The sequence below is a fragment of the Maribacter sp. PR66 genome (assembly GCF_028464205.1).
In the GTDB taxonomy this organism is placed as follows: Bacteria; Bacteroidota; Bacteroidia; order Flavobacteriales; family Flavobacteriaceae; genus Maribacter; species Maribacter flavus.
Genome location: NZ_JAQPCH010000001.1, coordinates 216,055 through 241,907, shown reverse-complemented (window position 1 = coordinate 241,907; position 25,853 = coordinate 216,055). Strand labels below are relative to the sequence as shown.

The following is a 25,853-nucleotide window of genomic DNA, read 5'->3' as shown; positions in this document are numbered from 1 at the left end:
TAAATTTTTAGCTAATGGTTAACCCATTACCAACTCCTTCTTCGTCAGGGTTTACAAACACCAATTTCCCATCCTTGTTTTCCGTCATCAAGATCATGCCTTCGCTTTCCACGCCACGCAGGGCCCTTGGCGCCAGATTGACTAATACCGTAACTTTTTTACCGATAATTTCTTCTGGGATAAAACTTTCGGAAATACCCGAAACTATGGTTCTGACATCTAAACCTGTATCTACTTTTAAAACCAATAACTTTTTGGCTTTAGGCATTTTTTCGGCTTCCATTATGGTGCCTACGCGCATGTCCAGTTTGGAGAAATCGTCAAAGGTAATCGTATCTTTTTGTGGCATAAGGGCTTTGTTTTCTTGTTGATTGGCTTTTTTAGTGGCCTCTAGCTTCTCTAATTGTGCCTGTATCTCGGCATCCTCTATTTTTCGGAACAAAAGCTCGGATTGGCCTATTTTGTGTCCGGGGGGTAACAGGTTCTCATTTTGGGAAACGCTGCTCCAAATGAGACTTCGACTACCCTCAGTCTCCGATTTTGGGTCGCTAAGCGGAGCCAAAGCGACATTGAGTATTTTCTTAAGCTTATCCGAAGTGAACGGTAAAAACGGTTCGCTCAAAACCGCCAATCCAGCGGCAATTTGCAAAGCAACATACATAATTGTTTTTACCCGTTCCTCGTCTTCTTTAATGACTTTCCAGGGTTCTGCATCGGCTAAATATTTATTGCCCAAGCGGGCAAGATTCATCAACTCCTGACCTGCTTCCCTAAAGCGGTAGCGTTCCAAGGAACTGGAGATAATCTCCGGAAATTTCTTGAGTTCGTTCAAGGTTTCACTATCCACTTCCAAAAGGGTACTTGGAGCAGGTATTTCGCCTTCATAGTACTTATTTGTTAGCACTACGACACGGTTCACAAAATTCCCAAAAATGGCCACCAGCTCATTGTTGTTCCTAGCCTGAAAGTCCTTCCAGGTAAAATCGTTATCCTTTGTTTCCGGGGCATTGGCCGTTAAGGTGTATCGAAGCACATCTTGCATCCCGGGAAAATCCTCCAAGTATTCGTGCAGCCATACGGCCCAGTTTTTGGAGGTGGAAAGCTTGTTTCCTTCCAGATTCAGGAATTCGTTTGCGGGGACATTTTCCGGCAGGATATAATTCCCGTGCGCCTTAAGGATGGCAGGGAAAATAATGCAGTGGAAAACAATATTGTCTTTTCCAATGAAATGCACCAATTTGGTGTCCTTGTCCTGCCAGTAAGGTTTCCAGTCCTTTCCCTCCCTTTGGGCCCATTCCTTGGTGGAGGAGATGTAGCCAATAGGGGCATCGAACCAGACGTACAAAACTTTGCCTTCACCTCCTTTTACGGGGACGGGAATGCCCCAGTCCAGGTCCCGAGTGACGGCGCGGGGTTCCAGACCCCCATCGATCCAAGATTTACATTGTCCATAGACGTTGGGTTTCCAGTCGTCCTTGTGTCCTTTTAGTATCCAGTCCCTTAAAAAGTCCTCATAACGGTCCAAGGGCAAAAACCAATGGGTGGTTTCCTTTGTAGTAGGAACTGAACCCGTGATGGTCGATTTTGGATTGATCAAATCGGTTGCGTTCAATGAGGATCCACAATTTTCACATTGATCCCCATAGGCTTCTTCGTTACCACATTTTGGACAGGTGCCGATTACAAATCGGTCGGCCAAAAACTGTTTCGCTTCCTCGTCGTATAATTGGGCGGTAGTTTCCTCTATGAAATCTCCTTGTTCGTATAATTTTTTGAAGAATCCCGATGCTGTTTCATGATGTACCTCTGCTGAGGTCCTGGAATAATTGTCAAAAGAAATGCCAAAGTCCGCAAAGGATTTTTTTATGATACCATGGTATTTGTCGATGACATCCTTGGGCGAAACACCTTCCTTCTTGGCTTTCATGGAAATGGCCACGCCATGCTCATCGCTTCCACAGACAAAGGCAACCTCCTTGCCCGTTAGGCGTAAATATCGGGTATAAATATCCGCAGGTACGTAGACCCCGGCCAAATGGCCAATGTGTATAGGTCCGTTGGTATAGGGTAGGGCGGCCGTAACGGTATATCTTTTGGGTGTAATGGCTTTGGTCATCGGATTAAATTAAAGGCACAAAAATAACCATTTTTAATCCCTAGTTGGGCCAGATACGGAAAAAACAAAAAACCCTCGGTGTACCATAGTACGACCGAAGGTCAAGTTACATAGTGGGGAAACTCTTTACGCTACCATTACCGACTTGCTCATCTTTTGATTCTGTACACTTATGCGATAAATGTACTTGCCGGATGATAGGTGTTTGGGCATGCGCTCTCGTATGTTGATCTCTGTGGACCCTTCTAGCATCATTTCGTTAAAAACGGTGCCAACGTGTTGTCCAAGAATATTGTACAATTGAATATCCACCTGCGCCGAGAACGGCATTTCCAGATAAATATGTGGGGTACTATCCGTAGGATAGAAAGGTTTGTGAACTATAGCGTTCAATAGATCGGGGTTTGCGGGATCTGTTCCTTCCTCACCGGGTTGTGTTGGCGGGGTTACCGGACCGTCGCTGTAAACAATATCGGGGAAATCAGTACCGCTACAGTTGAAGCCTAAATTCACCGGATTGTAGGGGTGGTCCAAAAGATGTTGTTCCACCAGCGGAATGTCCACGCACAACCATTCGGCCAACACCGTGGCATACAAATCCCGGAAATCCATGGTGTATTCCAGGTTGCCTCTTCCGTCAGGGTCGTCCAACGTGGGATGGTCTCCCACAAAGGCACTTCCGTTCAATCCCGAGCCAAAGAATAGGGTAGGGGCCGCCTTTCCATGGTCCGTTCCGTTGGAACCGTTTTCGAAAATTCTTCGGCCAAATTCTGAAAAGGTCATGCTCAATACCTGATTGTCCTGTTGGGTAAACCCGAGATCCTCGTAGAAATTATTGATGGCCACGGATAGATTGGTCATTAATCGCTCATGTGCCAAAGGCTGATTGCCGTGGGTGTCAAAACCACCCATCGATACCATGTATACCTTGGTGCCCAAATTGCCTTTTATCAATCTTGCCAAAAGGGCCATTTGACGGGCAAACCCGTTATCCTGATATTCCACTTGGTTTTGGCCCCTCGCATAGGCTTCGTGAATAAGACCTGAATATTCATAGGTAGTATTCGCCACCCCTCTTAAAAACTTTAATTGGTCCCCGTACATACAGCCATTAAAGAGGGCATTGTCCAAACCATAAACTACGCCAGATTCTGCAATCTCCTGTAGTTGCTCCACGTTAGAGGTCACAAAGGCGTAATTGGTTTCCTCCCCTTGGAAAATCAAATTTCCAAACTGCCCGATCTGTATCGCTGCCGGAGCGGCGGGAGGGTTTATCAAATAATCGGGATAAATATTTTCGAAATGTCTTCCCATCCATCCGGTATTGAGTCCACTAAAACCGGTTGTGGTCAAATCCGTGTTCGCATAGATATCGGAACCCGTAAAATGGGAGAGACTTTGGTTTTGATACCCTACTCCGTGAACAGCTTTAAACTGGCCATTGCCCCACATAGGCTCCAAGGCACCCATGTAAGATGGAACACCAAATTCATCCGTCAGTTTCAATACTTTACTTTCCGGGATGTAGATATTGGGCCTTGCGTTGGCATAGCTGTCATATTGCTCAATGGGGATTACGGTACTTAGACCGTCATTGCCTCCGGACAGTCTAATAAGAATTAGGATGTTATCCGTTTCCGCCGCGGCAATACCTGCGGTCAATGGGGAGGGAGAGGATGCGGTAAGCATATTGGCTCCCAATAACATAGAACCGGAACCGGCGATTCCCAATGCCTGTAAAAAGGAACGACGGCTCCATATTTGATGCTCTTTATCATGACCATCGTGTTCCAGTCCTTTGTGGGGTGAGTGATGTGTATGGCACATAGTAGTAGGTGTTGTTATTTTAATTGATATTCAGGTTGTCTGGCTAGGTATTGCATCAAGAGATACACTTGATATGGGGCTTGTGGCCATGTGGCCAAGGTCCAGGATTCCTGGTTGCCACCTTCGTAATAGACGTCTTCCACATCACTTCTAAAGATGGCGAATGCCTTTGCATACTCGCCTTCGTCCAATAATCCTTTGGGGAGGATAAAGTCGATGATGAGCCGGGCTACCGCATCAGGATTGGTACTGGTCAAACCAGTAGTGCCTGTTATGGATAAACCCAACGACCTGAATTGTTCGTTATCCTGTTGGTAGAAAGATTCCAAAATACTTTCAATGGTAAGCCATCTACCTATAATAAAATTGGTGTTGATCCACGTTCTGTCTCGCTGCCATCCGGCCACGTCAAAGGGGTCGAACAACTCTTGACCTAAAAGTCCGCTGTAATTGAGCATGGAGCCCAACACGGTATCATCATAGGCAAAGCTTGTTTCCTTCAAGGTGTTTAAGTAAAAATCGAACGGACTTTTAATGATGACGCCAATGGCCTCATCGTCAAAAAAGTGTTGGCTTTTAAATAGCTGCCTTAAGACAGGAGCCAAATCAAAGTTGTTTGAAATGAACGTCGATGCCATGCCATCAATAATTACTTGGGCGTTGTTCATGTCGTCCTGTGAATCTGGATGTACGAAAAACTCATAGAGTTTACGACAGATGAATTCCGCTATTTCATTGGGTCTTTGCTGAAACAGGATGTTGATAACATCGTCATAGCCCCAATTGCCCGTTTGGCCCAAAATGGTTTTGGTACCCGTATCATGTCTGTCTGCCCTAAAGGTCACCTGGGTACATCCTTCCTCTCCACGCTCCACGTAACCACTAAGGGCCCTTGCCGTTTCTATGATATCCTGCTCCGTGTACCCATTTCCTTCACCAAGGGTAAATAGTTCATAGAGTTCCCTTGCGTAATTCTCATTGGGATTGTTACCATTGTTATAGACACCGTCCAAATAATAGAGCATGGCACTGGTTAGGCCAATTTCACTTACGAACGTCCTGAAATTTCCAATGGCGTTTCTTTGAAGGCAGTTGATGTAGTGGTATAGGAAGGAGTTACAATCGTACACATCCAATTCGGTCACAAAATGGTTGCTCCAGAAGAAACTCAATCGGTCCCTAAGATTGTTCGACAATAGGGCATTGGTATAGCCAAGGGCGAATTCTGACCGTTGTTGGTTAACCAATTGCCTACGGGCATCATCGTCTGCCGGATAATTCGCATTGTTCCAATCCGCCCAAAGAGGGGCGGCCGTAGGGGCCATGTTTATGGCCTGGTCCACCAAGGCATCCACAAGGGTACCGGCATTTTGTCCAATGGCTTGGTTGATGGTATCTACCGATGCACTAAAGCCTAATCTTCTGTAAAGGTGTAAAGCTCTAGTCTGGTCTAAAAGTGCCGTATACGGAGCAAGGGTAGAAGTATTACAATTAATGAAATATTCCATAGTCCTGAAAGTAGGGCGTTAATAATGTTACGTTAATAGAGTTGGGGCTTCTATCTAACGCAACGAAATTTGGGATAGTATAAGAATCCGTATATTTTCGTTGTCCGACAGCCGAATTTAATATGTTCCTTTTTTAAAAACGGTAAAAAACATATTTTTTCGACGAAATACACTTTTTTACAGAATATTATGGGAAAACATAATGAGTTTGGGAAGGAAGGAGAGGAGATGGCCAAAGACTACCTTATAAAAAATGGATATCAAATCTGCTACCAAAACTATAGGTACCTGAAAGCTGAAATTGATATTATTGCCAAAAAGGATAACGTCTTGGCCATTGTGGAGGTGCGTTCGCGAAGCTCCGATTTTTTTGAGAATATTGCAGAAACGGTAACACCCAAGAAAATAAAGCTATTGGTCATGGCGGCGGATCATTATGTAACCTCCAACGATTTGGATGTGGAATCCCGTTTCGATATCATCACCATACTTAAGGAAAAGGGGACCTTTCAATTGGAGCATCTTGAATCCGCGTTTTACCATTTTTGATTATCCTATTAACTTTATAGAATAATATTTAAAAACATTTTGTTTTATTTATAACAAGTTGTTATATTTGCTCAAACAACCAAATGTCTGAAATGAGCCAATGGCATACTCGTAAGCCAACGAGGTGCTCCGAAAGTTATCGGGAAGGTGCATAGCATACAGCTTTTTAAATCAATAAATTCTAACATATGAAGACCATTTCTTCCGTTGTAGAGCATTACATCAAGAAAAAACCGTTCTTGCAAAGCGCCTTGGCACAAGGTATCATCAACCTTACATCGCTTTCAAGAATCGTCAAACCTGAAATTGAGTCCGAACTGGGAAAGGATATACGAAACGGTGCCATTGTCATGGCGCTGAAAAGACTTTCCGATGACCTTGAATTTAGGGCTACACACAAGATTTTAAAGGTGTTGAAGAATATCGGGGAGATTACGGTGCGGTCCTCCCTATCGGATTATACGTTTTTGGCTTCGGATAAAATACTGGTGCATCAGGCTAAATTATTGGAAGAAATCAATGAAAACCAAGATGTCTTTTATACTTCCAGTAGGGGCGTAAACGAAATCAATATCGTCATCAGCAGTATTATGGACGAAACCGTCCAAAGACTTTTCAAGGACGAGAAATGTACCCAAAAAGCGGATGACCTTTCCTCTATAACGGTCAAGTTGCCTGCGGAAAACGTATCCGTTCCAGGAATCTACTACTTTATTTTTCAGCGATTGGCTTGGGAAGGAATCGTGCTCTACGAAGTTATCTCCACAACCAACGAGTTTACCATTTTGGTGAATGACGAACAGGTAGATATCGCCTTTAAGACCATTAAGGACTTAAAAACCTTGTAGTTGTAGTTTAGGGAGTTATGGGAGTTCTTTAGTATTGGCTATTTAAAAATTCCAAGCTGTAAATTCCAAATTCCAAAAAAATGGTTGTATTTACAATTGTCCTTTTTCTTAAAAACAAATCTTTAATAAAACCCTAAAAATCAGCTAGTTTTAGGTTGGCAAACCTGAGTTCAGTTTTTTTAATTACTTCTCTTTAAATAGTCAACAACCGCCTCAGCACTTTCAGGTCTGTCCAAGAATCGTTTGTCCTTGTCCAGGATAAAGTAGGTGGGTGTCTGTTGAATCGCAAAAGTCTGTACATAGGGGCTTTCCCACTTCTCAAGGGCTATGGCGTGGTGGAAATCGGGCAACTTGGGAATGGTCTGTTCCCAATTTTCCTTACCGTCCTCCAAACCAACGGCGAGCACCTTCAAATCCTTGACGGTTTTTAGGTGTTCGTGAAGACCGGGCAATTCATTTAAACAATGGGAGCATGTACTGCTCCAAAAAATCAGGAGGTAGTTGGAAGCACCGGTCAAACCGGACAATGATTTGTTTACTCCATTTTCCTCCCAAGTAATATCGGGCGAAACGGCCCCTTTACGGAGTCGGGTTTGGGTTTCGATGTTCGTAATTAAGTTTGCATTATTGGTATCTGTAGCAAGTTTTTTCAAATAGATATTGAAAATATAGTCCGAAACGGTGTAGACCTCACTTTCATTTGCCTTGTTCCAAGCCTTGGCCCAAATCGATGTTTGCAAAACTTTTGGAACCACCTCCAATTTTGAGGCCAAAAAATCCACGTTTTTATTGATTTCCTTCACCAAATCCTTTTCTGGAGTTCCGGGGGGAATGGCCCAGAACATATAGTTTATGATCTTATCGGAAAAAAATTCTGAGGCCTGTAGCGTCGCGTTTTTAAAATCAATGGCATCAAAGTAGTGTTTCTTTTTCTCGATAAGATAGTTTTCCAAAGACATATACTCTTTTGGTAGATAGTGCCTATTCGCTTTTACGAAAGTATCGGCGATCAAACCTTGTGATTGGGTCTCGAAGGAATTTTGCACCTGTTTTAGGTTGTTCACCAAGTCCATATACTCCTTTTTATCCGATTTATCTTCGCTGTAAAAGGCCATGAGTTCATCCTTGGCATTTTCGATTTCGGCGAAGTAATCATAGTAGATCGTGTTTTCCTTAGAACTCACGATTGTAATGCCCTCGTCCAAGTTAAAATTGAAGACGATATCCTCTTCGCAGTTGTAAACGATATCGATAAAGTACTCATCTTGGGGAACGCCATACACCAATCTGTAGGTGCCCGGGGAAACGGAATTGGGCAAGGTAAAGGAAAACTGGCCGTCCTTTACACCCGTATCCGTAACGTATTGAATACCGTCGCTGGACAGGTGATATACCATGATATAGCGAAAAGCATCGGCCGGGGAGAAATTACCCGAAACCGTATGTTGTGATTGGACTTTAAAGGATAAAAAAAGCAATAACAAAATCTTTACGATCTTCATAAATTCTGATTTTTAGTTGGCATTATCTGCCTTGTAGGGGCCATAAACGGCATCCCTGAATTTTTTGTGCAATCCTATTTGGTCATAAGGGAACAGTTGTACGAACATGACGGCCGTGAGCTTATTTACGGGGTCTACCCAAAAAAGGGTGCTTGCAGCACCATCCCAATAAAACTCGCCTACTACGCCATGATTTTCATCTGCATCTGCAGGTGAGGCTACCCGAACGGCAAAATCGATTCCAAATCCTACCTGACCCTTGGAAGGTAACCAAGAACGCTCGGTGATGCTATCGGCCAACTGGTTAGTGGCCATGAGTTTTACCGTTTCCGGTTTTAATATTTGAACGGAATCAAGACTACCATCATTTACCAACATCTGGGCGAATTTCATATAATCGTCCAACGTAGAGGTTAAACCGGAACCACCTCGGGTCATAGGCCAGTGTTCCGTGTAATTGCTGTAGGTGACGGAATCCTTGACCAATTCCCCCTCCCCGGTTCGTATATAGAGTCTTGCAAATCGATCCCGGTCCCCTTCAGGAATAAAATAGCGTGTTTCTTGCATTCCAAGCGGGTCCAGCACATTGTTCCGTACATATTCTCCATAGGGGACCCCAGAAATCCGTTCCACCAAAAGGGCCTGTACATCTACACTTGGCCCATACTCCCATTGGGTGCCCGGTTGGAACCAAAGTGGGATGTCGCCTAATTTTTCCGCTAAATCACTTAGCGTAGTCTCACGATCGTAAATGTTTTTTTGCTCCAATAATTCGCTCAAGCCAGGAATATCCGGTCTGTTGGGAAACCCAGGAGTGTGCCGGGTTACGTCCCTTATGGTTACCGGCCGATCCAAGGGTTCCGTGGTGATATTTCCCTTTGGATCCATTCCTGTATAGACTTCCATATTGGAAAATTCCGGAGCATATTTTGATATGGGGTCGTCCAAATCGAATTTTCCTTCTTCATATAGTGTCATGAGGGCCGTTCCCGTAATGGGTTTGGTCATCGAGTAAATTTGGACGATGGTGTTCCGGTCCATAGGTTTTTGGGCTTCTTTATCGGCATAACCAAAGGCATTGAAATACACTTCTTGCCCATTCTCAAAAATCAAGGCCGATATACCTGCAATATTTCCAGCATCAACGAAGGATTTCAAGGTGGAATCTATTCTTTTTTTGGTGGCTTCCGTAACAACGGAAATTTCCACGGGCTCATTATCCGATTTATTAATTTCCTTCTTGCACGAAACCAATACTAGGAATGCAAGGCAAAAGCAACTTGCGATGGGTTTTTGAAGTTGTCCTAAGAAAGTATCCATACCTACTTTTTTGATTTTTTGTAAATGAACTCCATAAGGAAGCAGCTAAAGATAATTGAAATGGAAACGATTACCTGAGAATTTATGGCTCAGATTTGCCCAGTATCCAAATTGAAGGGAGGTATGAAAGTATAATGGAATAGGGCTGGGTGTCGTTTTTTAGGACCGAAATCTGATTATATTGCCTTCCTAAGCTATTAACAGTACCATTTACACATTGGAATGAATGTGCATTTTGATGGAGGATAGTACACTTTCCATCATTTCAATTTCCTTTTGATGGACAAAACCATCTGATTTTGCCACCTCCTCCATAAGATTCTCCAACATTTCCCTTTTTTCATGGGAAAAATTACGAACCATGGAGATGCTCTGTTCGGTTTCCAGAAAACGTGCCTGAATCAAAAAGTTGGCGTCAAAATCCAAAACCTCCATCAGTTTCCCAAAGGCGTTTATTTCACCGTCATGCACAACACCATCGGCATGGATAAGTGCATCAATAACCTTTACGATGGCCAGTTTTTCAGAGATATCAAAAGTCATATGTAAAGAACTTCACGTGGTTATTTAGAGTTTTAGCGGTTTTGCTAAGGTATCTGAATCAGGCTGTATCTGGGAGTTAATTCTGTTAAAATTGCTATTTTTTGGATTAACCACCTTTTTGCCCTTCCATTTTTGAGATATTTTCAATTCTAGCCCTTCTTTCAAAGGGTAACATCGCCTGTAATGCCTTATCCACGCTGGTAATTCCGTCAAAAGTCAGGAGCAAACGGAGCCCGTTACGGGTCTGCTTTTCCTTTATCCTACATTTTTGGTGGTTGGATTGTACGTATTGTAATATCCGGGTAAAATTCTCGCTTTGGTAGAAGTCGGATTGCTGGTCTCTTATAAAATAGCCGATCATCTTCCCCTGTTTCATTACTATTTTTTCAAGTCCGATGCCATTGGCGATCCATTTGATCCGTACGGAATTCAATAGGTCTTCGGCCTGGGGGGGCAGTTCCCCAAAACGGTCTATCAATTGTTTTTCAAAGTTCTGGAGTCCTTCCTCGTCATCTACCTGGTTCAAATCGGTATATAGTGTCAGCCGTTCCGTAATGTTATTGATGTAGTCATCGGGGAACAAGAGTTCAAAATCAGAATCTATCTGCGTCTCCTTTACATACACTTTTTCCTGGGGACCGTCCACTTCATCATACAGCTCCTTGAATTCGTTCTCCTTCAATTCCTCAATGGCTTCTGCGAGAATTTTTTGGTAGGTTTCAAAGCCGATTTCGTTAATGAATCCGCTTTGTTCGCCACCCAGTAAATCGCCGGCACCCCGTATTTCCAAATCCTTCATGGCGATGTTAAAGCCACTGCCCAGATCTGTAAATTGTTCCAGTGCCTCGATACGCTTTCGGGCATCCGTGGTCATAACCTCGTAGGGCGGGGTAATGAAATAACAAAAGGCCTTTTTGTTACCTCGGCCCACACGACCGCGCATTTGGTGAAGGTCGCTCAGTCCAAAATTGTTCGCATTGTTGATAAAGATGGTATTGGCGTTGGTAACGTCCAGGCCGCTCTCCACAATGGTCGTGGAAACCAGTACGTCAAACTCCCCGTTCATAAAGCCTAACATGAGGGTTTCCAATTTTTTACCGTCTATTTGGCCATGGCCTATCCCTACCTTGGCATCCGGAACCAATCGTTGGATCATGCCCGCTACCTCCTTGATGTTTTCGATTCTGTTATGGATAAAGAATACCTGACCGCCACGCTCAATTTCATAGCTAATGGCATCCCTAACGGTCTCTTCGTTAAAGCGGATTACTTGGCTTTCAATGGGATATCGGTTAGGTGGGGCCGTATTGATGACCGATAGATCCCTGGCGGCCATCAAACTGAATTGCAAGGTCCTAGGAATAGGGGTGGCCGTTAAGGTGAGCACATCCACATTTTCCTTGATGGATTTTAACTTGTCCTTTACCGATACGCCAAATTTCTGTTCCTCGTCCACGATCAACAGTCCCAGGTCCTTGAATTTTACGTTCTTGTTCACCAATTGATGGGTACCAATGATAATGTCCACCTTGCCGGAAGCCAAATTTACCAGGGTCTCTTTCTTTTCCTTGGCCGTTCTAAATCGGTTTAGATAATCGACCGAAACCGGCATATCCTTTAACCGTTCTGAAAACGTACGGTGGTGTTGGAAGGCCAAAATAGTGGTAGGTACCAAGACGGCCACCTGTTTGCCATTGTCAACGGCCTTGAAAGCGGCCCGTATGGCCACTTCTGTTTTTCCAAAACCTACATCGCCACAGATCAATCGGTCCATGGGGCGTTCGCTCTCCATGTCCTTTTTTACATCCTCGGTGGCCGTGCTTTGATCCGGAGTGTCCTCATAAATAAAGGAAGCCTCCAATTCGTTCTGCAAATAACTGTCCGGTGCGTATTGGAATCCTTTTTCCAAGCGTCTTTTGGCGTATACCTTGATGAGGTCGAACGCGATTTTCTTGACCCTGTTTTTGGTCTTGTCCTTTATTTTTTTCCAGGCACCGGAACCCAATTTGTATATTTTGGGAACGGCCCCGTCCTTGCCGTTGAATTTGGATATCTTATGAAGGGAATGGATGCTCACGTAAAGGATATCACGCTCGCCATACATGAGTTTGATGGCCTCCTGTTTTTTGCCCTCCACATCTATTTTTTGCAGTCCCCCAAATTTCCCGATACCATGGTCTATATGGGTCACATAATCCCCAATCTCCAATTTATTGAGTTCCTTTAAGGTGATGGACTGTTTTTTGGAATATCCGTTCTTGATATGGAATTTGTGGTAGCGCTCAAAGATTTGATGGTCCGTATAACAGACCAGTTTTAGATCATCGTCCACAAATCCTTGATATAAGGGAAAAACCAGGGTCTGGTAATGTACCTTTTCGTTTATTTCCTCAAAGATGTCATGAAACCTTTTGGATTGCTGTTCGCTCGCACAAAAAATATAGTTGGTATAGCCTTTGTCCCTATAATCGTTGAGGTTTTCGATCAATAGATCGAACTTCTTGTTGAAAGAGGGTTGGGGTTTTGTATGGAACTCAAATTGGTTTTGATTCTTTTGGGCGCCGTCTGCAGTTAATACGGTGAAGTTCTGCAATTGCTCCTTAAACGCCGCGCCGCTCAAAAAGAGTTCCGCCGGGTTGGCGTGTTTTATCTCCTCCGAGAGTTTTGAAAAGGCTTCCTTGGCTTTCTCGAAAAGGTCGTTGAGGCAACCAAAAAGTAAATCAGTATTCTTGCTGTATACCAGTGTATTCGCCGCAATATAGGTCAAGAAGGATTGTCGCTGTTCCGTAAGGAACTTGTTGGCCATATTGGGGACGATGGTTATGGTCTTTATCTTATCAATGGATAGCTGTGTGGCTACATCGAAGGTCCTAATGCTATCGACCTCATCGCCGAAGAATTCAATGCGGTACGGTTCGTCATTGGAGAAGGAATACACGTCCACGATACCCCCACGTACGGAAAACTCCCCAGGTTCGGTCACAAAGTCCACGCGTTTGAACTGATATTCGAACAGCACCTCGTTCAAAAAATCGAGGGACAGCGAATCGCCCACTTTCATCTTTAGGGTGTTCTTGTCCAGTTCCTTCCGGGTGAGTACTTTTTCAAAAAGTGCATCGGGGTAGCTAACGATAAAGGCCGGTTTTTTTTTGGAGTTGATGCGGTTCAAGACCTCGGCCCTAAGGAGTACATTGGCATTGTCCGTTTCCTCAATTTGATAGGGCCTTCTATAACTTCCTGGATAAAAAAGCACATGTTCTTCACCAAGGATCCTTTCCAGATCGTTGAGATAATAGGCGGCCTCCTCCTTGTCGTTGAAAATGGCCAAAAGCGGTCTTTCCTTTTTGTTAAACGTATCAGCAAGGACAAAGGACAGTGCAGAACCTGCCAAACCTTTTAGCCCAATACTTGGGTTTTCAAGGGCATCTGAATCTTGAACTTGGGAAATAGCGTCCTGCAGTTTCCCTAGTTTGGGAGACTGTTGATAAAGCGTTGCTATGGATGATTTGGTCAATCCAAGAAATTTGCGGCAAAAGTAACCCCAGATGGCTTACCAAGCAATTTTTTCCAGTGAGATTTTTAACCCTTTCAAGGAAACCAAGGGACGCAGATCATTTTTATTGAATATTGCAATAATCGGATTTTAGGCTTCAAAAAATCCTTACAAACCGGTCAAAAAAGCTCCTTTATGGTGATTTCAATGCTTTGCGACAACTAGAATTTGAAATCCACGTCAAAGCAGTTACGTACATCCCTAACGACCGTGTGTGCGTAATAGGCTACTCCCAAAAGAAGTTCCGCTCCCCCCACTATATAGGGATTGAGAAAGCCCAAAAGTTGCGTTCCCAACATCCCTGCCAAGAAACCCGAATTCATAAGAAGTAGCACGATCAAAACACTTGAAGTTTTCATTTTTTCTTTTATTTATTTGGTTCAGGTCAAATGTCGGGAACAGCCGTGCATTCCTTCTTGGCTATTTTGGCAAATGGAACGATTATTTATGCGATCCCCTAAATATCATGGGTAGTATTTTTGCAAAAATTACCTTAAATAACTTATATACAGTTAGTTGCGAAATTGTGTGGGACTTTGCCCAAATTCTTCCCGGAATGCTTTACTGAACCAGTTGGGGTCATTGAATCCTGTTTCAAAAGCAACTTCGGCAACCGTTTTATCAGAATTTTGGAGCAGTTCTTTCGCATTTTCCAAACGTACATGGCGTATGAAAATAGCTGTGCTCCTGTCCGTGATGGCCTTTAGTTTTCTGTAGAGTTGTGAGTCGCTCATGGCCATATCCTTGGCCAACTGCTCGCTGTCATAATCGGCATTGTCTAGATTTTTATGGATCAGTTCAACGGCCTTGTTTAAAAATCGTAGGTTCTTATCGGATTTGGCATCGGATTTTTTCGGTGAATGAAGGATGGAATTTTGGTATTTGGATTGTAACCGATTTCTTTTTTCGATGAGGTTTGAAATTCGAAGCTTTAGTTCCGCTTCGTTGAAAGGTTTGGCCAGATAGGCATCGGCACCGCTTTTTAAGCCATCAAGTACGTCCTCGTCCATGGACTTCGCGGTGAGCATGATGATGGGAATATGATCGGTTACTACATCTTCCTGAAGCAATTTGGTCATTTCATATCCGTCCATGAGCGGCATCATCACATCGGTAAGTATGATATCCGGTATTTCCCTTTTTGCCATTTCCAGTCCCTCTTGCCCGTTATAGGCAAACAATAGGTGGTATTGGGAATCCAACCTGGAGGCTATGTAGGCCGATATATCGGCATTGTCCTCCACAACCAAAACCGTATGGGCATTTTTTACTTTGCCGATTTCCTTTTCCCTTTGTGCATCTTGTGCCATTTGTCCGGGTTCCGTGTTGCGGATTTCTTCCGAGCTATAATCCTCCGTTGTTGGGGATAGGTTTGAAAGGGGTAGCTTTACTTTAAAAGTGGTGCCAATGTTTTCTATGGAATCCACTTCAATAGTACCATCCATAAGGTGTATCAACTCTTTGGTCAGGGAAAGTCCTATCCCAGTTCCAGAGGTAGTTGCGGAAGTTTTTGCAGCACGATAGAACCTATTGAAAATATGTGGTAGTTCCTCTTTTGGAATGCCCATGCCCTGATCTTGTATCGTTATGGTCGCCCTATCTTCCTCTTTGGCCACCAACACTTTGACCGTGCTACCCTGTTCCGAAAACTTGAGTGCGTTGCTTATCAAATTGAATAAAATTTGACGCATTTTTTCCGTATCTACCTTGCTGATAATGGCATCTTCGGCCTTAAAATATTTTAATTGGATATGGTTTGTTTGTGCAAGGCTTGAAAAACTATGGACAATATAATGGGTAAACGCCGCCAAGTTTATGGGGGTCATGTCCAGCGTTAGGTTACCAGTCTCCAATTTGGCCAGATCCAGCATTTCGTTCACCAACTTTAAGAGGTTTTTACTGTTCTGTTCAATGGCGCTCAGGGGAATTTTCATTTTTGCCCGTTCCCCAAATTCACTTTTTAAAGTGTTCAGGTAGCCAAGGATTACGGTTAGCGGCGTTCTAAATTCGTGGGTGATGTTGGTGATGAGTCGGGATTTGACATCGTCCAGTTCCTTAAGGCGTTTTGCCTCCTGGAACGCCATTTTTTGGCGCAACCGAAAACGATACATCAAATAACCGGTCCCAAGCAGTAGCAGCGCATAAACGAAATAGGCAAGCGTACTGTTATACCAAGGCGGGATTACGACAATTTTCAGTTCCAAAGGGTCCTTTTGCCAAAAGCCGTCCCTGGAACTACCTTGTATCTTCAAGGTGTGTTTTCCCTTTGGCAATTGGAGCAGTTGAAGTTCGTTGCTATAGCCAAGGGCGTTCCAATCCTCGTCATCAAAGGAATAATGGTATTGGGTATTTTTATTGGGGCGATAGTCAAAATCCGTGAACTGGATATAGCAGGGAAAGGAGTCGTGGTCCAACGTAATCCTTTTTGCCATGCTAAAGCCAAGGTCCAAAACGCTAGGATGCGTAATTGGGTTCACCTCTTTATCCTTTATTTTAAGGGAGGTAAGGGAAAGGTCGCCCTGCCAATCCAGCAGGTGAACATCGCGCGGGGAAAAGGAATTAAAGCCATTGATGCCCCCAAAATAGAGTACATTTTCTTTCGTATCGTTGAAATGGGCACCTAGGTTGAATTCAGAACTTTGCAGCCCGTCCTTGACTGTAAAGTGGGTAAACTTAGGTTGTTTTTTATCAAAACGAAACAATCCGTTGTTGGTACTCATCCATAACATGCCATCCTCATCCTCCAAGATGTTGTAAACATAGTCATTGCCCAAGCCCTCGGCTTTCCCAAAATGGATAAAGGAATCTGTTAGTTCATCGTATGTATCGATACCGCTTTGTGTGGCTACCCAAAGTGTCCCTTCGGCATCCAAAAAGGTGTTCAGTACGCTGTTGTTTTTCAATTCCCCTTCCTTGCCATTGGCAACATATGTTTTAAAAACGGGGTTTTGATAGTCACCTTCTTTGAAAGTCAATAGGTTAAGACCATTTTCAGAGCTTATCCAATACCGATTTTTTTGGTCCTGAACGATGTTGTACACAAAATCGGAACTGATGGAAGTTGCGCCATCCAACATCCCGTACCTCTCAAAAGTGATTTCATTACGGCTTAGGTCGCCCGTAAACCGGTTTAGGCCGCCCCCGTAAGTACAGACCCACATGGTCCCAAGACGGTCTTTGTAAATGCTCCGGGTGTTATCGTTGCTCAGGGAGCTTTGATCGTTTTCGTCAAAATAAAAGGATGTGATGTTGGGTTTTTGAGGATTGAAATTGTTCAGGGAAATTACCGAAACACCTTTGGTGGTGGCCACCCAAAGATTATTGTGGTCATCTTTTGCCATGCCCCTAATGACGTCGTACGCCAATTGCTGTTGAGTGCTCTCCTTTGAAATTACGTATACCACGCCATTTTGGTCAATACAATTGATTCCTTTTCGTGTGCCGATAAATAAAAAATCTGTATCCTTGAAAATGGTAAAGACGTAGTTGTTTGTAAGTGCTGGCCTGGTATCGGGGTTGACTGTCCTAAAGACATTTAGACCTTGGGAAGCGATGTCCAGATTATTGGTACCGATATAAATAAGTTCATCATGCACCAATACATCGTACACCCTGTTGCTGGTAATCGTGTTTGTGTCCTCCAGATCGCCCTTATACACATTGCCCGAAGCAAACCTACCCGTGGTTTTATCCAAACCTTCAAGCATGAAAAAACCGTTGTCCGTTCCCAAATAAAGTTGATTTTGGGTGTTAAAAATGGATTCAATAAAAAAGACCTCGTTGGAGGTAGCATCGTGCTCGGCAATGTTCAGAAAGGTGGTGGTATCCAATGCCTCGTTGTACAGATAAAGTCCGCGCGAAGTACCTAAGAGCCATTCATTTTGATATGGGATAATTTCCTCGATACTGCCAGGAAAGGTAGAATTGCCAATGGTCCATTCATTGTGATTGTCCGTAGTGCCTTTTAGTATGTTACCGGATTTGGTGCCCAGTAAAATGGTTTTCCCTTTTATCGCTATGGAGGTGATAATTTTATCAAGGGCCGAAAAATGTTCCGGGGCGAAATCACGGTCCTTTTTAAGCACCGTAAGACCAGTCTGGGGGGAATTAGTGTAAACGTTTCCATCTGTATCCAAGGCCAATGTGTTGTAGTTCCCATCTTCCATTGGGGCCTTTTTAAACGTGTCCGTTTCCGGATGGTAATAACAGACCCCTTTGCCCCCAGTGGCGACCCACAAGGTTCCGTCCTCACTTTCTAGCAGCCTATTGATAAAATTTCCCGATAGGGATTGCGGGTCGTTTTCATTGTGCTGGTACACTTTAAAGTTTTTACCATCGAACCTGTTTAGGCCGTCCTGTGTACCCAGCCATAAAAAACCATCACGGGTTTTGGTAATGCACCGAATGGTCTGTTGGGACAGGCCTTCATCGAGACCATAATGCTGAAAAAACAGGTCCTGAGAAGTACCTATTTGAATGCCGATTAGAAAAATAAAACAAACAACAAATCTGTTCACTGGTTTCCTGTTTTGCCCACCTTAAAATTAAACCGATTTAATATTGTAAAAAATAGCCTCTTTTAAAAACGAAATTGTATTTCTAGAAAGGATTTATGGATAATCGGTTGGTTTAGGGAATACAAATGGAAGACGTCCCTTTGGGATTAAGAGTGGAATATAAATTTAGGTAAATGGGAGTAATTGATTTTAAAAAGGAAATACTTTAATTACAGTTGTCGAGGACTTTTATAAAAAGGATTACTTTTTCTATACATAAAACCCTGCCACAGAATATAGCTAAGAATAAGTAGGGCACCTATCAAGGCGCTAAGTGCAATGACTTGATAATTGTTCCAATGCCTCACTGCAATAGCGACCAAGGCCCAGACACCTACGGCAGCGAACTCACGCATGAAACGTCTTTTTATGATCAATAAATTGAGGGCGGTGGCTACGGCTACAAGTATAATGGTCCAAGTGCTTTCCGATAAAGGAGCGCCCGTCCATCCAAGTTTGGTAAGAAAGGCCGATACATTTGCAATGGTCGCCACGGCGATCCAGCCGCTATACAGACAAATAGGCCACCAAACAAAGGCAATGAGCTCCTTGGGTGCATCCCACCGTTCCATATTCGTGTTCAGAACAATTCTGATCAATGAAAAAAGAATACCTAGCATGATCAAAACGGAAAGTCCCGTATAATCGTAAACAAAGGCAATTACCCAAGCACTGTTCAAGATATTGGCCAAGCAGAACCAATACCCAATTTGACTTATAAATTCCGTAGAGTTTCTAGTGAAAAAGGCCCGATGGATTTGAAAAATGGCAAATGCCAGGAGTCCCAAAAAAATCAGTCCCCAAATAGAAAAGGCATAGCCGGCGGGAGTGAATAGATTGCCATAAGTGTTGCTTACCTCTCCAATGGTGGTATCGTTAAGTCGCACGGCCTGCGAGATATAGTTCACCCCAATAACCAGTAGGACCGATAGGAGGTTTAGCACTGCATAGATCTTGTTCATAACTTTTTCTTTGTATAAACATACGGGAAACAAAGGATGTCCACGTGTGGTAACGAAGGAATTTTGGGTCGAGTTGCAATAAATTTTATGCCTTACGGCCATGTACCTGGACAGGCAGTACCGTATCCCCCAAAATGGCGAAGACTTCGCACTCCTTTGTAACCGCCATGGTATGGGATCCCGTAAACTCGCCCATTGCAGGTAATATCATCTGTACAGATGATTTGTAAAAACAGCGCAAACGCACGGATTGCCTACCAAGTCCGGTAAGACGGACGGCAGGGTGTAGATGCCCTGAAAAATTGAACTGGCCTTCCCGCTCCTCCGGATGGTGGGTCATGAAAAAGTTGCCCAATGAAAACTCAGGTGTGATGGTGATACCCAAGGCTTCATATTTCACGGGCGATATAATATCATGATTTCCCTCTACCAAAGTCAGTTGCATTTTTTTTTGCCCAACCCAATCTTCAAATAATTCCCATTCCTTGTTCAGTGAAGAATGAAAGAGATCTCCCATAAATACCACGTGTTTTGGGTCAAATTGGGCAATGGCTACGTCCATGGTCTCAAAGTTTTTTAAAAGGGCGTGTTGCGGTACGGCGGCACCATACTTCCTAAAATGGGAGATCTTTCCTAGATGTACATCGCTCATCATCAGCAGCGACTGGTTTTCCCAGAACAAGGCACCGGAATAATGTAACTGGAAGGATTCCTCTTTAATTTGAATGGGATGGGTCATGCGGGTAAAAATACAAATCTGGGTTTGATTTATTGAAATGTAAATGTATCTGTAAAGGACTAGTTTAAATAAGGATTCCACCTCTGGGGGCTAATGGTCTTACTTCATCAATAGGGCCGCCATTCTGCGGATACGGTCCTCCAACTTTTCACTGGAAAGTCGCTCACGGCTTAATCGGTCGGTGATTAAGGGGAAGGCAAAGGGCGTTGGCTTTTCACACTGTTTCCATATGATTTTTTGTGTCGCTATACGTTCCATGGAAAGTCGCAATCGACCTTCTTCCAGCTGATGTTCAAAGGTTTCCGTAAAGGCCTGTTGAAAGAGCAGATTGTCCGGTTCGTAATCCCTAAAAACTTCGAACAAGAGTTGCGAATTACTTTGTAAGTGCTTCATTTTGATGCCTTTGTTTGGGTAGCCGGTAAAGACCATCCCGCTAATGATCGCGATGTCCCTGAACTTTCGTCGTGCCATTTCGGTGGCGTTCAAACTTTTCTGTAGGTCGTCCAAAAGAAAATCGGTCGTAAAAAGGTTGTTGTCCAAAACCTGTTGCATATCAATCGGTTTGTCCGAAAGCAATTCAAAACCATAATCGTTAAAGGCGAGGGAAAAGGTAATGGGGGATAGCAGACTGATGCGATATCCCAGAAGACTTCCCATGGCTTCATGGACGAAACGTCCTTCAAAAGGGTAGAAAACCGCATGGTGACCATCCCTACTTTTAAAGGTTTCAATGAGGAATTCATCGGGTTGGGGCACGATGCTTTCCCTGCGCTGTCGTTCAAAAATGTGGGCCAGGGATCGGATTTCCACCGATTGGTTTTCCATCGCTTCACCGGAACTGTACAATTCGTTCCGAAGTAATTCCGACATCTGGGCGGAGAGCGTCAACCTACTGCCCATCCAACTAGAGACCTTGCTTGTTTTTTTCTTGGAATTTTTTACATGCACCTGCATATCCTTTATTCTAATGAATTCCAGATTCCTGCCAGCAAACGTGAAGACATCGCCCTTATTGAGTTTTGATACGAAGTATTCCTCAATAGTACCTATATAGCCACCCTTTTGATATTTCACGGTAAGGTTCACATCGCCAACGATGGTCCCGATTTGAAATCGGTGTCGCATGGCTACGCCCCTGTTGTTCACCTTGAATTTGCCGTCCTCCTCAATTTCCACTTTTTTATACTCATCATAGGATTGCAAGCTTTGGCTTCCCATGACCAAAAAGTTCAACAGCCATTGCCAATAATCCTCGCTCATTGCCTGATAGCAAAAGGTTTCCGATACTTCCTTGAAAATCTTATTTGGATAAAACCCATCGGAAATGGCCAAGGTGGTCAAATATTGCAATAGGACATCGTAACTATTCAGGTAGGGAATACGGTCCTCAACGGTATTGTGTTTCACGGCCTTTTGCAATGCCGAAGCCTCTATGAGTTCAATCGCATGGGTGGGCAAAAAATAGATAACGCTTTCCTTCCCCGGTCTGTGGCCACTTCTTCCCGCGCGTTGTAGAAAGCGGGCAACCCCTTTGGGCCCGCCAATCTGGACCACGGTTTCCACGGGGGCGAAATCAACCCCAAGGTCCAAGCTGGAGGTACATACCACCGCTTTAAGGCTTTCGTTTCGGATGGCGTTCTCTACCCAAATACGTGTTTCCTTGTTGATACTCCCATGGTGCATGGCTATTTCACCGGCAAACTCCGGGTGTTTTTCCAGAATCTTTTGAAACCAAATTTCGCATTGGCTTCGGGTATTGGTAAAGAGTAGGGTAGTCCTGCTGTTCTTGATGATGGGGACTACATACTCCAACAAATGGAGTCCAAGGTGTCCCCGCCATGGGAAGGTCTCCATTTTATTGGGAATGATACTTTTGACCGTTATTTTTTTGTTGAGGTTTGCCTTGATCAAGACCGAATTTTCCAAGGCTTTGGAGGCAGGGCCCAACAAAACTTCGCGGGCCTGTTCCATATTCCCTATAGTAGCCGAAATGCCCCAAATACGAAGTTTTTTGCAAATCGATTTGAGTCGGGACAGGGCCAGTTCCATTTGTACGCCCCGTTTGGTTCCCAAAATTTCATGCCACTCATCCACCACTATGGCCTGGCAGTCCTTGAATATTTTGTCATAGCCTTTTGTGGCCAAAAGGAGCTGCAGGCTTTCCGGGGTGGTAATCAGTAAATCGGGCATTTGTTTTTTTTGCGCTGCCCTAGTTTTGGTAGTGGTGTCCCCAGAGCGAATTCCCACGGTCATTTGGGTTTCCAAATCGGTAACAACACGCTCGGCCGATTGCTTAATTTCTTGGGATAATGCTCTTAATGGGGTAATCCAAATGGCCTTGAGCCCTTTTTTATGCTTAGTCTTATAATTTGGATTTTGTTTGATGTAATTAAGAACTATGGGAAACCATAGGGCATACGTCTTGCCACTTCCGGTAGGGGCGTTCAAGAGTCCGTTTTTGCCCTGAAGAAATGCTTTCCAGGTGTCCTTTTGAAAGGGGAAGGGTTTCCAGTCCTGATTGGTGAACCAAGAATTTGCGATTTCAAAAAGTTGTTGTCGGTTCATATTACGAGCGCAGCGAAGTAATCTGTTGAAGTATTCTAAATTTAATTTGGAACGAAGCAATCCGTTCAATATAAGGTAAAAGTTATTCAGAATCCACTTCCCTATCAAACCAGTCTTCTGACAAATCTTTCCATTCTGGGTTCTTGGAATTAATGGATTCTTCCTTCCGCTTCCGATTGCCTGCTTTTAATTGCTGCTCCCTTTCAAAGGCATCTTTTACATCTTCAAATTCCTCAAAATAAACGAGTTTATCGCAATTGTATCTTTTTGTAAACGCATTGGGATACTTTCCTTCTTTATGATCTCTGATTCGCCTTTTCAAGTTGTTGGTAGCTCCTACGTAAAGTACCGTTTTGTTCTTGTTTGTTAAAATGTAGCAATATCCTTTCATATAACAATTACAAGCTCAGCGAAGCAATCTGTTTCAAGTCGGTTCTTATTTGCTTTAGCTTTGTTCTTCATTTTAGTTAAGTGGTTTTTTATTGAGAGATTCCTTCATTCCGCTTTGGCGGAATTCGGAATGAGTGCTTTCAAATCACCCAAACTATTCGCTTCATGAATGTTTTTATCCTGTCGCCATCGTAGCATACGGGGAAAACGGGTAGCAACGCCACTTTTGTGCCTATTGGACAGGGCGATTCCTTCAAAGGCAATTTCAAACACATGATGTGGGGTCACACTTCGTACCGGGCCAAAACGTTCCAATGTGTTTTTCTTGATCCATGCATCCAATGTTCTAAATTCGGCATCGGTGAGTCCGAAGTACGCTTTCGCAAAGGTCACCAGTTCCCGTTCCCCGTTCTCATTTTCGTCCCATAGGGCGAAAGTGTAATCGGTAAACAAATTGCTTCTGCGCCCGTGCCCTCGCATGGCATAGGTAAGCACGGCATCAATGGTCAATGGATCCACCTTCCATTTCCACCAATCCCCTTTTTTTCGGCCTACGAGGTACGGTGAGTCGAGTTTTTTGAGCATGAGGCCTTCACTGTGTTTTTCTCTGGAAAGCTCCCTTTCTTTGGCAACCTCCTGCCAGGAATCAAACTGCATGGTTTCCGAGAGTTGTAGGGGCAAATCACTTCGATTTCGTTGAGTGCCCCCACTTTCACTTTGCTCTGTAGTTTTTGATTTCTGGTGGCTGAGCGTAGTCGTAGCCACGGTTTCAAACAGAGCTTCCAACAATTGTCTGCGTTCGGAAAAAGGTTTCTGCCGGATATCCGTTCCCTGCCATTCCAATAAATCATATGCTTTAAGAATGACGGGAACTTTTGTGAGGAGGGATTTTGAAACCGATTTCCTCCCGATTCGTTTTTGCAAGTCGTTAAAGGTCCCTATTTGTCCTTTTGGGTAGGGTAATATTTCGCCATCGATGACCGTTCCATTGGGAATAAAACTGATAAACTGTTCAAATTCCGGGTACTTGTCTGTAACCAGTTCCTCGCCCCGGCTCCAGACAAAGATTTCATCATTTCTTAGGATGACCTGTGAACGTATACCGTCCCATTTGTGTTCCATGGACCATTCGTTAACATCGCCCAAACTTTCCGGGACTTCTTCCAGCGCATAGGCCAAATAAAAGGGATAGGGTTTGGATAGGTAGTCGGATTTGTGCTCTTCCAAAACCAGTTGCTGAAAGGAAATTGTATTGGGGTCCCAATTCCCCATTAACTTATAGGCGAGAATGTCCTCGTCAATTTCAGTGGCCTTGGAGAGTGCCCTTGTCATCAATTTCTGACTCACTCCAATGCGAAAGCCGCCTGTTATCAATTTGGTGAAAACGAACCGTTCGTAATAATCCAGTTCCTTCCAATTTTCAAAAAGATATTGCTTTTTGTCATGGTCCGATTTCTTTTTGAGCGCTATCATCTCCTCCAAGAATTGGGTCAGGGTCTTCCCTGTGGACGCTTTTGATGAAGGGACCACCAAGGAGATGGTTTCGGCCAGGTCGCCAACAATGTGGTAGCTCTCCTCAAAAAGCCATAAAGGGATGTTCGCAAGTTCCGATGCCCATTCCCTTAAAAGTGTCGTGTTCACGGGTCTGGGAGGCCTGCGGTGCGATAGGATGGCGATGGTCCAAACTTTATCGGTATCATTAGCCTTCAAAAAGTATTGGGTGAGGGCATCAACCTTAACGGTAGTCTTGTTAGTGCTGTCCAGCGTCTTAATAAGTTGCGCAAATCGTTTCATGATTCAGATACCGATTTAGAGGTTTCCATCTCGCCCTGTTCGCCTTCATATTGAGTGGCTTCGGTGCGTGCATCGTATCCTTGTTCCCTAAGGTATCGGGAAAAAATATCGCTATAGCCATGCGTACAAATGACTTTTTCTGCGCCTGTAGCTTCAATACTGGAAAGTAAGCCTTGCCAATCGCAATGATCGCTAAGGACAAAACCTTTGTCGATGGCTCGTCTGCGTCTAGCTCCCCGAAAGGTCATCCAACCACTTGCCGATGCCGTTACATAGGGCACCATCTTCCTGATCCAAGGGCTGCCATGGGCACTGGGAGGGGCTAAAACGATGTTTCCCAAAAGTTCCTTTTTGGTGGTTTCTTTGATAACCAATTTGGTGGGTGGGAAGGAGACCATCGGCCTTAGGACTTCCGTCATATTTTCAATGGCGCCATGGGTATAGATAGTACCAATATCGGTATCCAAATACTTTAACAGTCGTTGTGCCTTTCCAAGACTATAGCCAAATAGGATGGAGGTCTTACCTTCCTTTTTGTTTTGCCGCCACCAATCGTTGATGTCCGCTAACACTTCTTTTTGGGGCAACCATTTAAAGGCTGGAAGTCCAAAGGTACATTCGGTGATAAACGTATGGCTTTTTACCGGCTCATAAGGGGTGGATATTCCATCATCCTCCGTTTTGTAATCCCCGGTAAATACCCAAACCTCTCCTTTATGTTCTACCCTTACTTGCGAGGCCCCAATGATATGTCCCGCGGGATGTAGACTAAATTTTACGTTGTTTATGGTGAAGGTTTCGCCCCATTCAAATCCAGTGGTATTAATGTCGCCCAACCGATGTGAAATAATGGGAATGTTCCTTGGATGCGTGATATACTGTTCGTTTCCCCAGCGACTGTGGTCCGCATGGCCGTGGGTGATAATAGCCTTTTTAACAGGTTTCCACGGATCTAGGTAAACGTCCGCTTTTTCACAATAGATACCTTTATCGGTAAATTTTAAAAGGGGTGATTTCATCTGTTTATATTTAATGGTATTAAATGGTCAGATGCAATTATTCACATCGCTGTTTATTGTAT

At 43.9% G+C, this 25,853-nt stretch carries 17 protein-coding genes; 2 read left to right on the top strand and 15 right to left on the bottom strand.

The window, feature by feature from the left end:
- Window positions 1-7: 7 nt before the first annotated feature.
- The 3 genes from metG to PP181_RS00970 form a co-directional block, all read right to left on the bottom strand.
- On the bottom strand, window positions 8-2,116 hold the full coding sequence (gene metG / locus PP181_RS00980) for a methionine--tRNA ligase (protein WP_272635630.1): 2,109 nt from the start codon (window positions 2,114-2,116) through the stop codon (window positions 8-10).
- A gap of 126 nt (window positions 2,117-2,242) precedes the next feature.
- Window positions 2,243-3,943 carry a DUF1501 domain-containing protein gene (locus PP181_RS00975; RefSeq protein WP_154917413.1) on the bottom strand — a complete coding sequence of 567 codons (1,701 nt, stop codon included), beginning with the start codon at window positions 3,941-3,943 and terminating at the stop codon, window positions 2,243-2,245.
- A gap of 14 nt (window positions 3,944-3,957) precedes the next feature.
- Window positions 3,958-5,451, bottom strand: coding sequence for a DUF1800 domain-containing protein (locus PP181_RS00970; protein WP_272635628.1), 1,494 nt, complete (start codon window positions 5,449-5,451; stop codon window positions 3,958-3,960).
- A gap of 189 nt (window positions 5,452-5,640) precedes the next feature.
- On the opposite strand from PP181_RS00970, the gene PP181_RS00965 reads away from it, so the two are divergent.
- Together PP181_RS00965 and PP181_RS00960 are read left to right on the top strand one after the other, a co-directional pair.
- Window positions 5,641-6,000, top strand: coding sequence for a YraN family protein (locus PP181_RS00965; protein ID WP_154917411.1), 360 nt, complete (start codon window positions 5,641-5,643; stop codon window positions 5,998-6,000).
- Window positions 6,001-6,188: 188 nt separating this feature from the next.
- The gene (locus PP181_RS00960; RefSeq protein ID WP_272635627.1) at window positions 6,189-6,848 is read left to right on the top strand and encodes an aspartate kinase; all 660 of its coding nucleotides are present in this window, start codon (window positions 6,189-6,191) and stop codon (window positions 6,846-6,848) included.
- 179 nt (window positions 6,849-7,027) lie between these two features.
- Here the strand turns inward: PP181_RS00960 and PP181_RS00955 are convergent, their stop codons facing one another.
- From PP181_RS00955 to PP181_RS00900, 12 genes are all read right to left on the bottom strand, one after another.
- Window positions 7,028-8,350, bottom strand: a complete 1,323-nt coding sequence (locus tag PP181_RS00955; RefSeq protein ID WP_272635626.1) for a thioredoxin-like domain-containing protein — start codon at window positions 8,348-8,350, stop codon at window positions 7,028-7,030.
- A gap of 12 nt (window positions 8,351-8,362) precedes the next feature.
- On the bottom strand, window positions 8,363-9,670 hold the full coding sequence (locus PP181_RS00950; RefSeq protein WP_272635625.1) for a serine hydrolase domain-containing protein: 1,308 nt from the start codon (window positions 9,668-9,670) through the stop codon (window positions 8,363-8,365).
- A 210-nt stretch (window positions 9,671-9,880) separates the two neighbouring features.
- Window positions 9,881-10,213: a TerB family tellurite resistance protein gene (locus PP181_RS00945; protein ID WP_154917408.1), complete on the bottom strand. Its 333-nt coding sequence runs from the start codon at window positions 10,211-10,213 to the stop codon at window positions 9,881-9,883.
- 106 nt (window positions 10,214-10,319) lie between these two features.
- Window positions 10,320-13,727: a transcription-repair coupling factor gene (gene mfd / locus PP181_RS00940; protein ID WP_272635624.1), complete on the bottom strand. Its 3,408-nt coding sequence runs from the start codon at window positions 13,725-13,727 to the stop codon at window positions 10,320-10,322.
- A gap of 200 nt (window positions 13,728-13,927) precedes the next feature.
- Window positions 13,928-14,125 carry a hypothetical protein gene (locus tag PP181_RS00935; protein WP_272635623.1) on the bottom strand — a complete coding sequence of 66 codons (198 nt, stop codon included), beginning with the start codon at window positions 14,123-14,125 and terminating at the stop codon, window positions 13,928-13,930.
- A 153-nt stretch (window positions 14,126-14,278) separates the two neighbouring features.
- Window positions 14,279-18,283: a hybrid sensor histidine kinase/response regulator transcription factor gene (locus tag PP181_RS00930; RefSeq protein WP_272635622.1), complete on the bottom strand. Its 4,005-nt coding sequence runs from the start codon at window positions 18,281-18,283 to the stop codon at window positions 14,279-14,281.
- 209 nt (window positions 18,284-18,492) lie between these two features.
- Complete coding sequence (locus tag PP181_RS00925) at window positions 18,493-19,284, bottom strand: tryptophan-rich sensory protein (protein WP_272635621.1); 792 nt, start codon at window positions 19,282-19,284, stop codon at window positions 18,493-18,495.
- Between the two features lie 85 nt (window positions 19,285-19,369).
- The gene (gene pdeM, locus PP181_RS00920) at window positions 19,370-20,023 is read right to left on the bottom strand and encodes a ligase-associated DNA damage response endonuclease PdeM (protein WP_154917403.1); all 654 of its coding nucleotides are present in this window, start codon (window positions 20,021-20,023) and stop codon (window positions 19,370-19,372) included.
- 99 nt (window positions 20,024-20,122) lie between these two features.
- Window positions 20,123-22,588, bottom strand: coding sequence for a ligase-associated DNA damage response DEXH box helicase (locus PP181_RS00915; protein WP_154917402.1), 2,466 nt, complete (start codon window positions 22,586-22,588; stop codon window positions 20,123-20,125).
- Window positions 22,589-22,670: 82 nt separating this feature from the next.
- Entirely contained in the window at window positions 22,671-22,979 is a 309-nt protein-coding gene (locus tag PP181_RS00910) for a GIY-YIG nuclease family protein (protein WP_154917401.1), read from the bottom strand.
- 104 nt (window positions 22,980-23,083) lie between these two features.
- Window positions 23,084-24,772: an ATP-dependent DNA ligase gene (locus PP181_RS00905; RefSeq protein ID WP_272635620.1), complete on the bottom strand. Its 1,689-nt coding sequence runs from the start codon at window positions 24,770-24,772 to the stop codon at window positions 23,084-23,086.
- The gene (locus PP181_RS00900) at window positions 24,769-25,791 is read right to left on the bottom strand and encodes a ligase-associated DNA damage response exonuclease (protein WP_272635619.1); all 1,023 of its coding nucleotides are present in this window, start codon (window positions 25,789-25,791) and stop codon (window positions 24,769-24,771) included. Before PP181_RS00900 ends, PP181_RS00905 begins: the two co-directional genes overlap by 4 nt.
- Between the last annotated feature and the right edge of the window lie 62 nt (window positions 25,792-25,853).

Coding starts and splice junctions, on each gene's coding strand:
- PP181_RS00965 (WP_154917411.1), top strand. CDS start 5,641: ATGGGAAAACATAATGAGTTTGGGAAGGAAGGAGAGGAGATGGCCAAA.
- PP181_RS00925 (WP_272635621.1), bottom strand. CDS start 19,284: ATGAACAAGATCTATGCAGTGCTAAACCTCCTATCGGTCCTACTGGTT.
- PP181_RS00900 (WP_272635619.1), bottom strand. CDS start 25,791: ATGAAATCACCCCTTTTAAAATTTACCGATAAAGGTATCTATTGTGAA.
- pdeM (WP_154917403.1), bottom strand. CDS start 20,023: ATGACCCATCCCATTCAAATTAAAGAGGAATCCTTCCAGTTACATTAT.
- PP181_RS00975 (WP_154917413.1), bottom strand. CDS start 3,943: ATGTGCCATACACATCACTCACCCCACAAAGGACTGGAACACGATGGT.
- PP181_RS00960 (WP_272635627.1), top strand. CDS start 6,189: ATGAAGACCATTTCTTCCGTTGTAGAGCATTACATCAAGAAAAAACCG.
- PP181_RS00970 (WP_272635628.1), bottom strand. CDS start 5,451: ATGGAATATTTCATTAATTGTAATACTTCTACCCTTGCTCCGTATACG.
- PP181_RS00935 (WP_272635623.1), bottom strand. CDS start 14,125: ATGAAAACTTCAAGTGTTTTGATCGTGCTACTTCTTATGAATTCGGGT.
- metG (WP_272635630.1), bottom strand. CDS start 2,116: ATGACCAAAGCCATTACACCCAAAAGATATACCGTTACGGCCGCCCTA.
- PP181_RS00955 (WP_272635626.1), bottom strand. CDS start 8,350: ATGAAGATCGTAAAGATTTTGTTATTGCTTTTTTTATCCTTTAAAGTC.
- PP181_RS00905 (WP_272635620.1), bottom strand. CDS start 24,772: ATGAAACGATTTGCGCAACTTATTAAGACGCTGGACAGCACTAACAAG.
- PP181_RS00910 (WP_154917401.1), bottom strand. CDS start 22,979: ATGAAAGGATATTGCTACATTTTAACAAACAAGAACAAAACGGTACTT.
- PP181_RS00950 (WP_272635625.1), bottom strand. CDS start 9,670: ATGGATACTTTCTTAGGACAACTTCAAAAACCCATCGCAAGTTGCTTT.
- PP181_RS00915 (WP_154917402.1), bottom strand. CDS start 22,588: ATGAACCGACAACAACTTTTTGAAATCGCAAATTCTTGGTTCACCAAT.
- PP181_RS00945 (WP_154917408.1), bottom strand. CDS start 10,213: ATGACTTTTGATATCTCTGAAAAACTGGCCATCGTAAAGGTTATTGAT.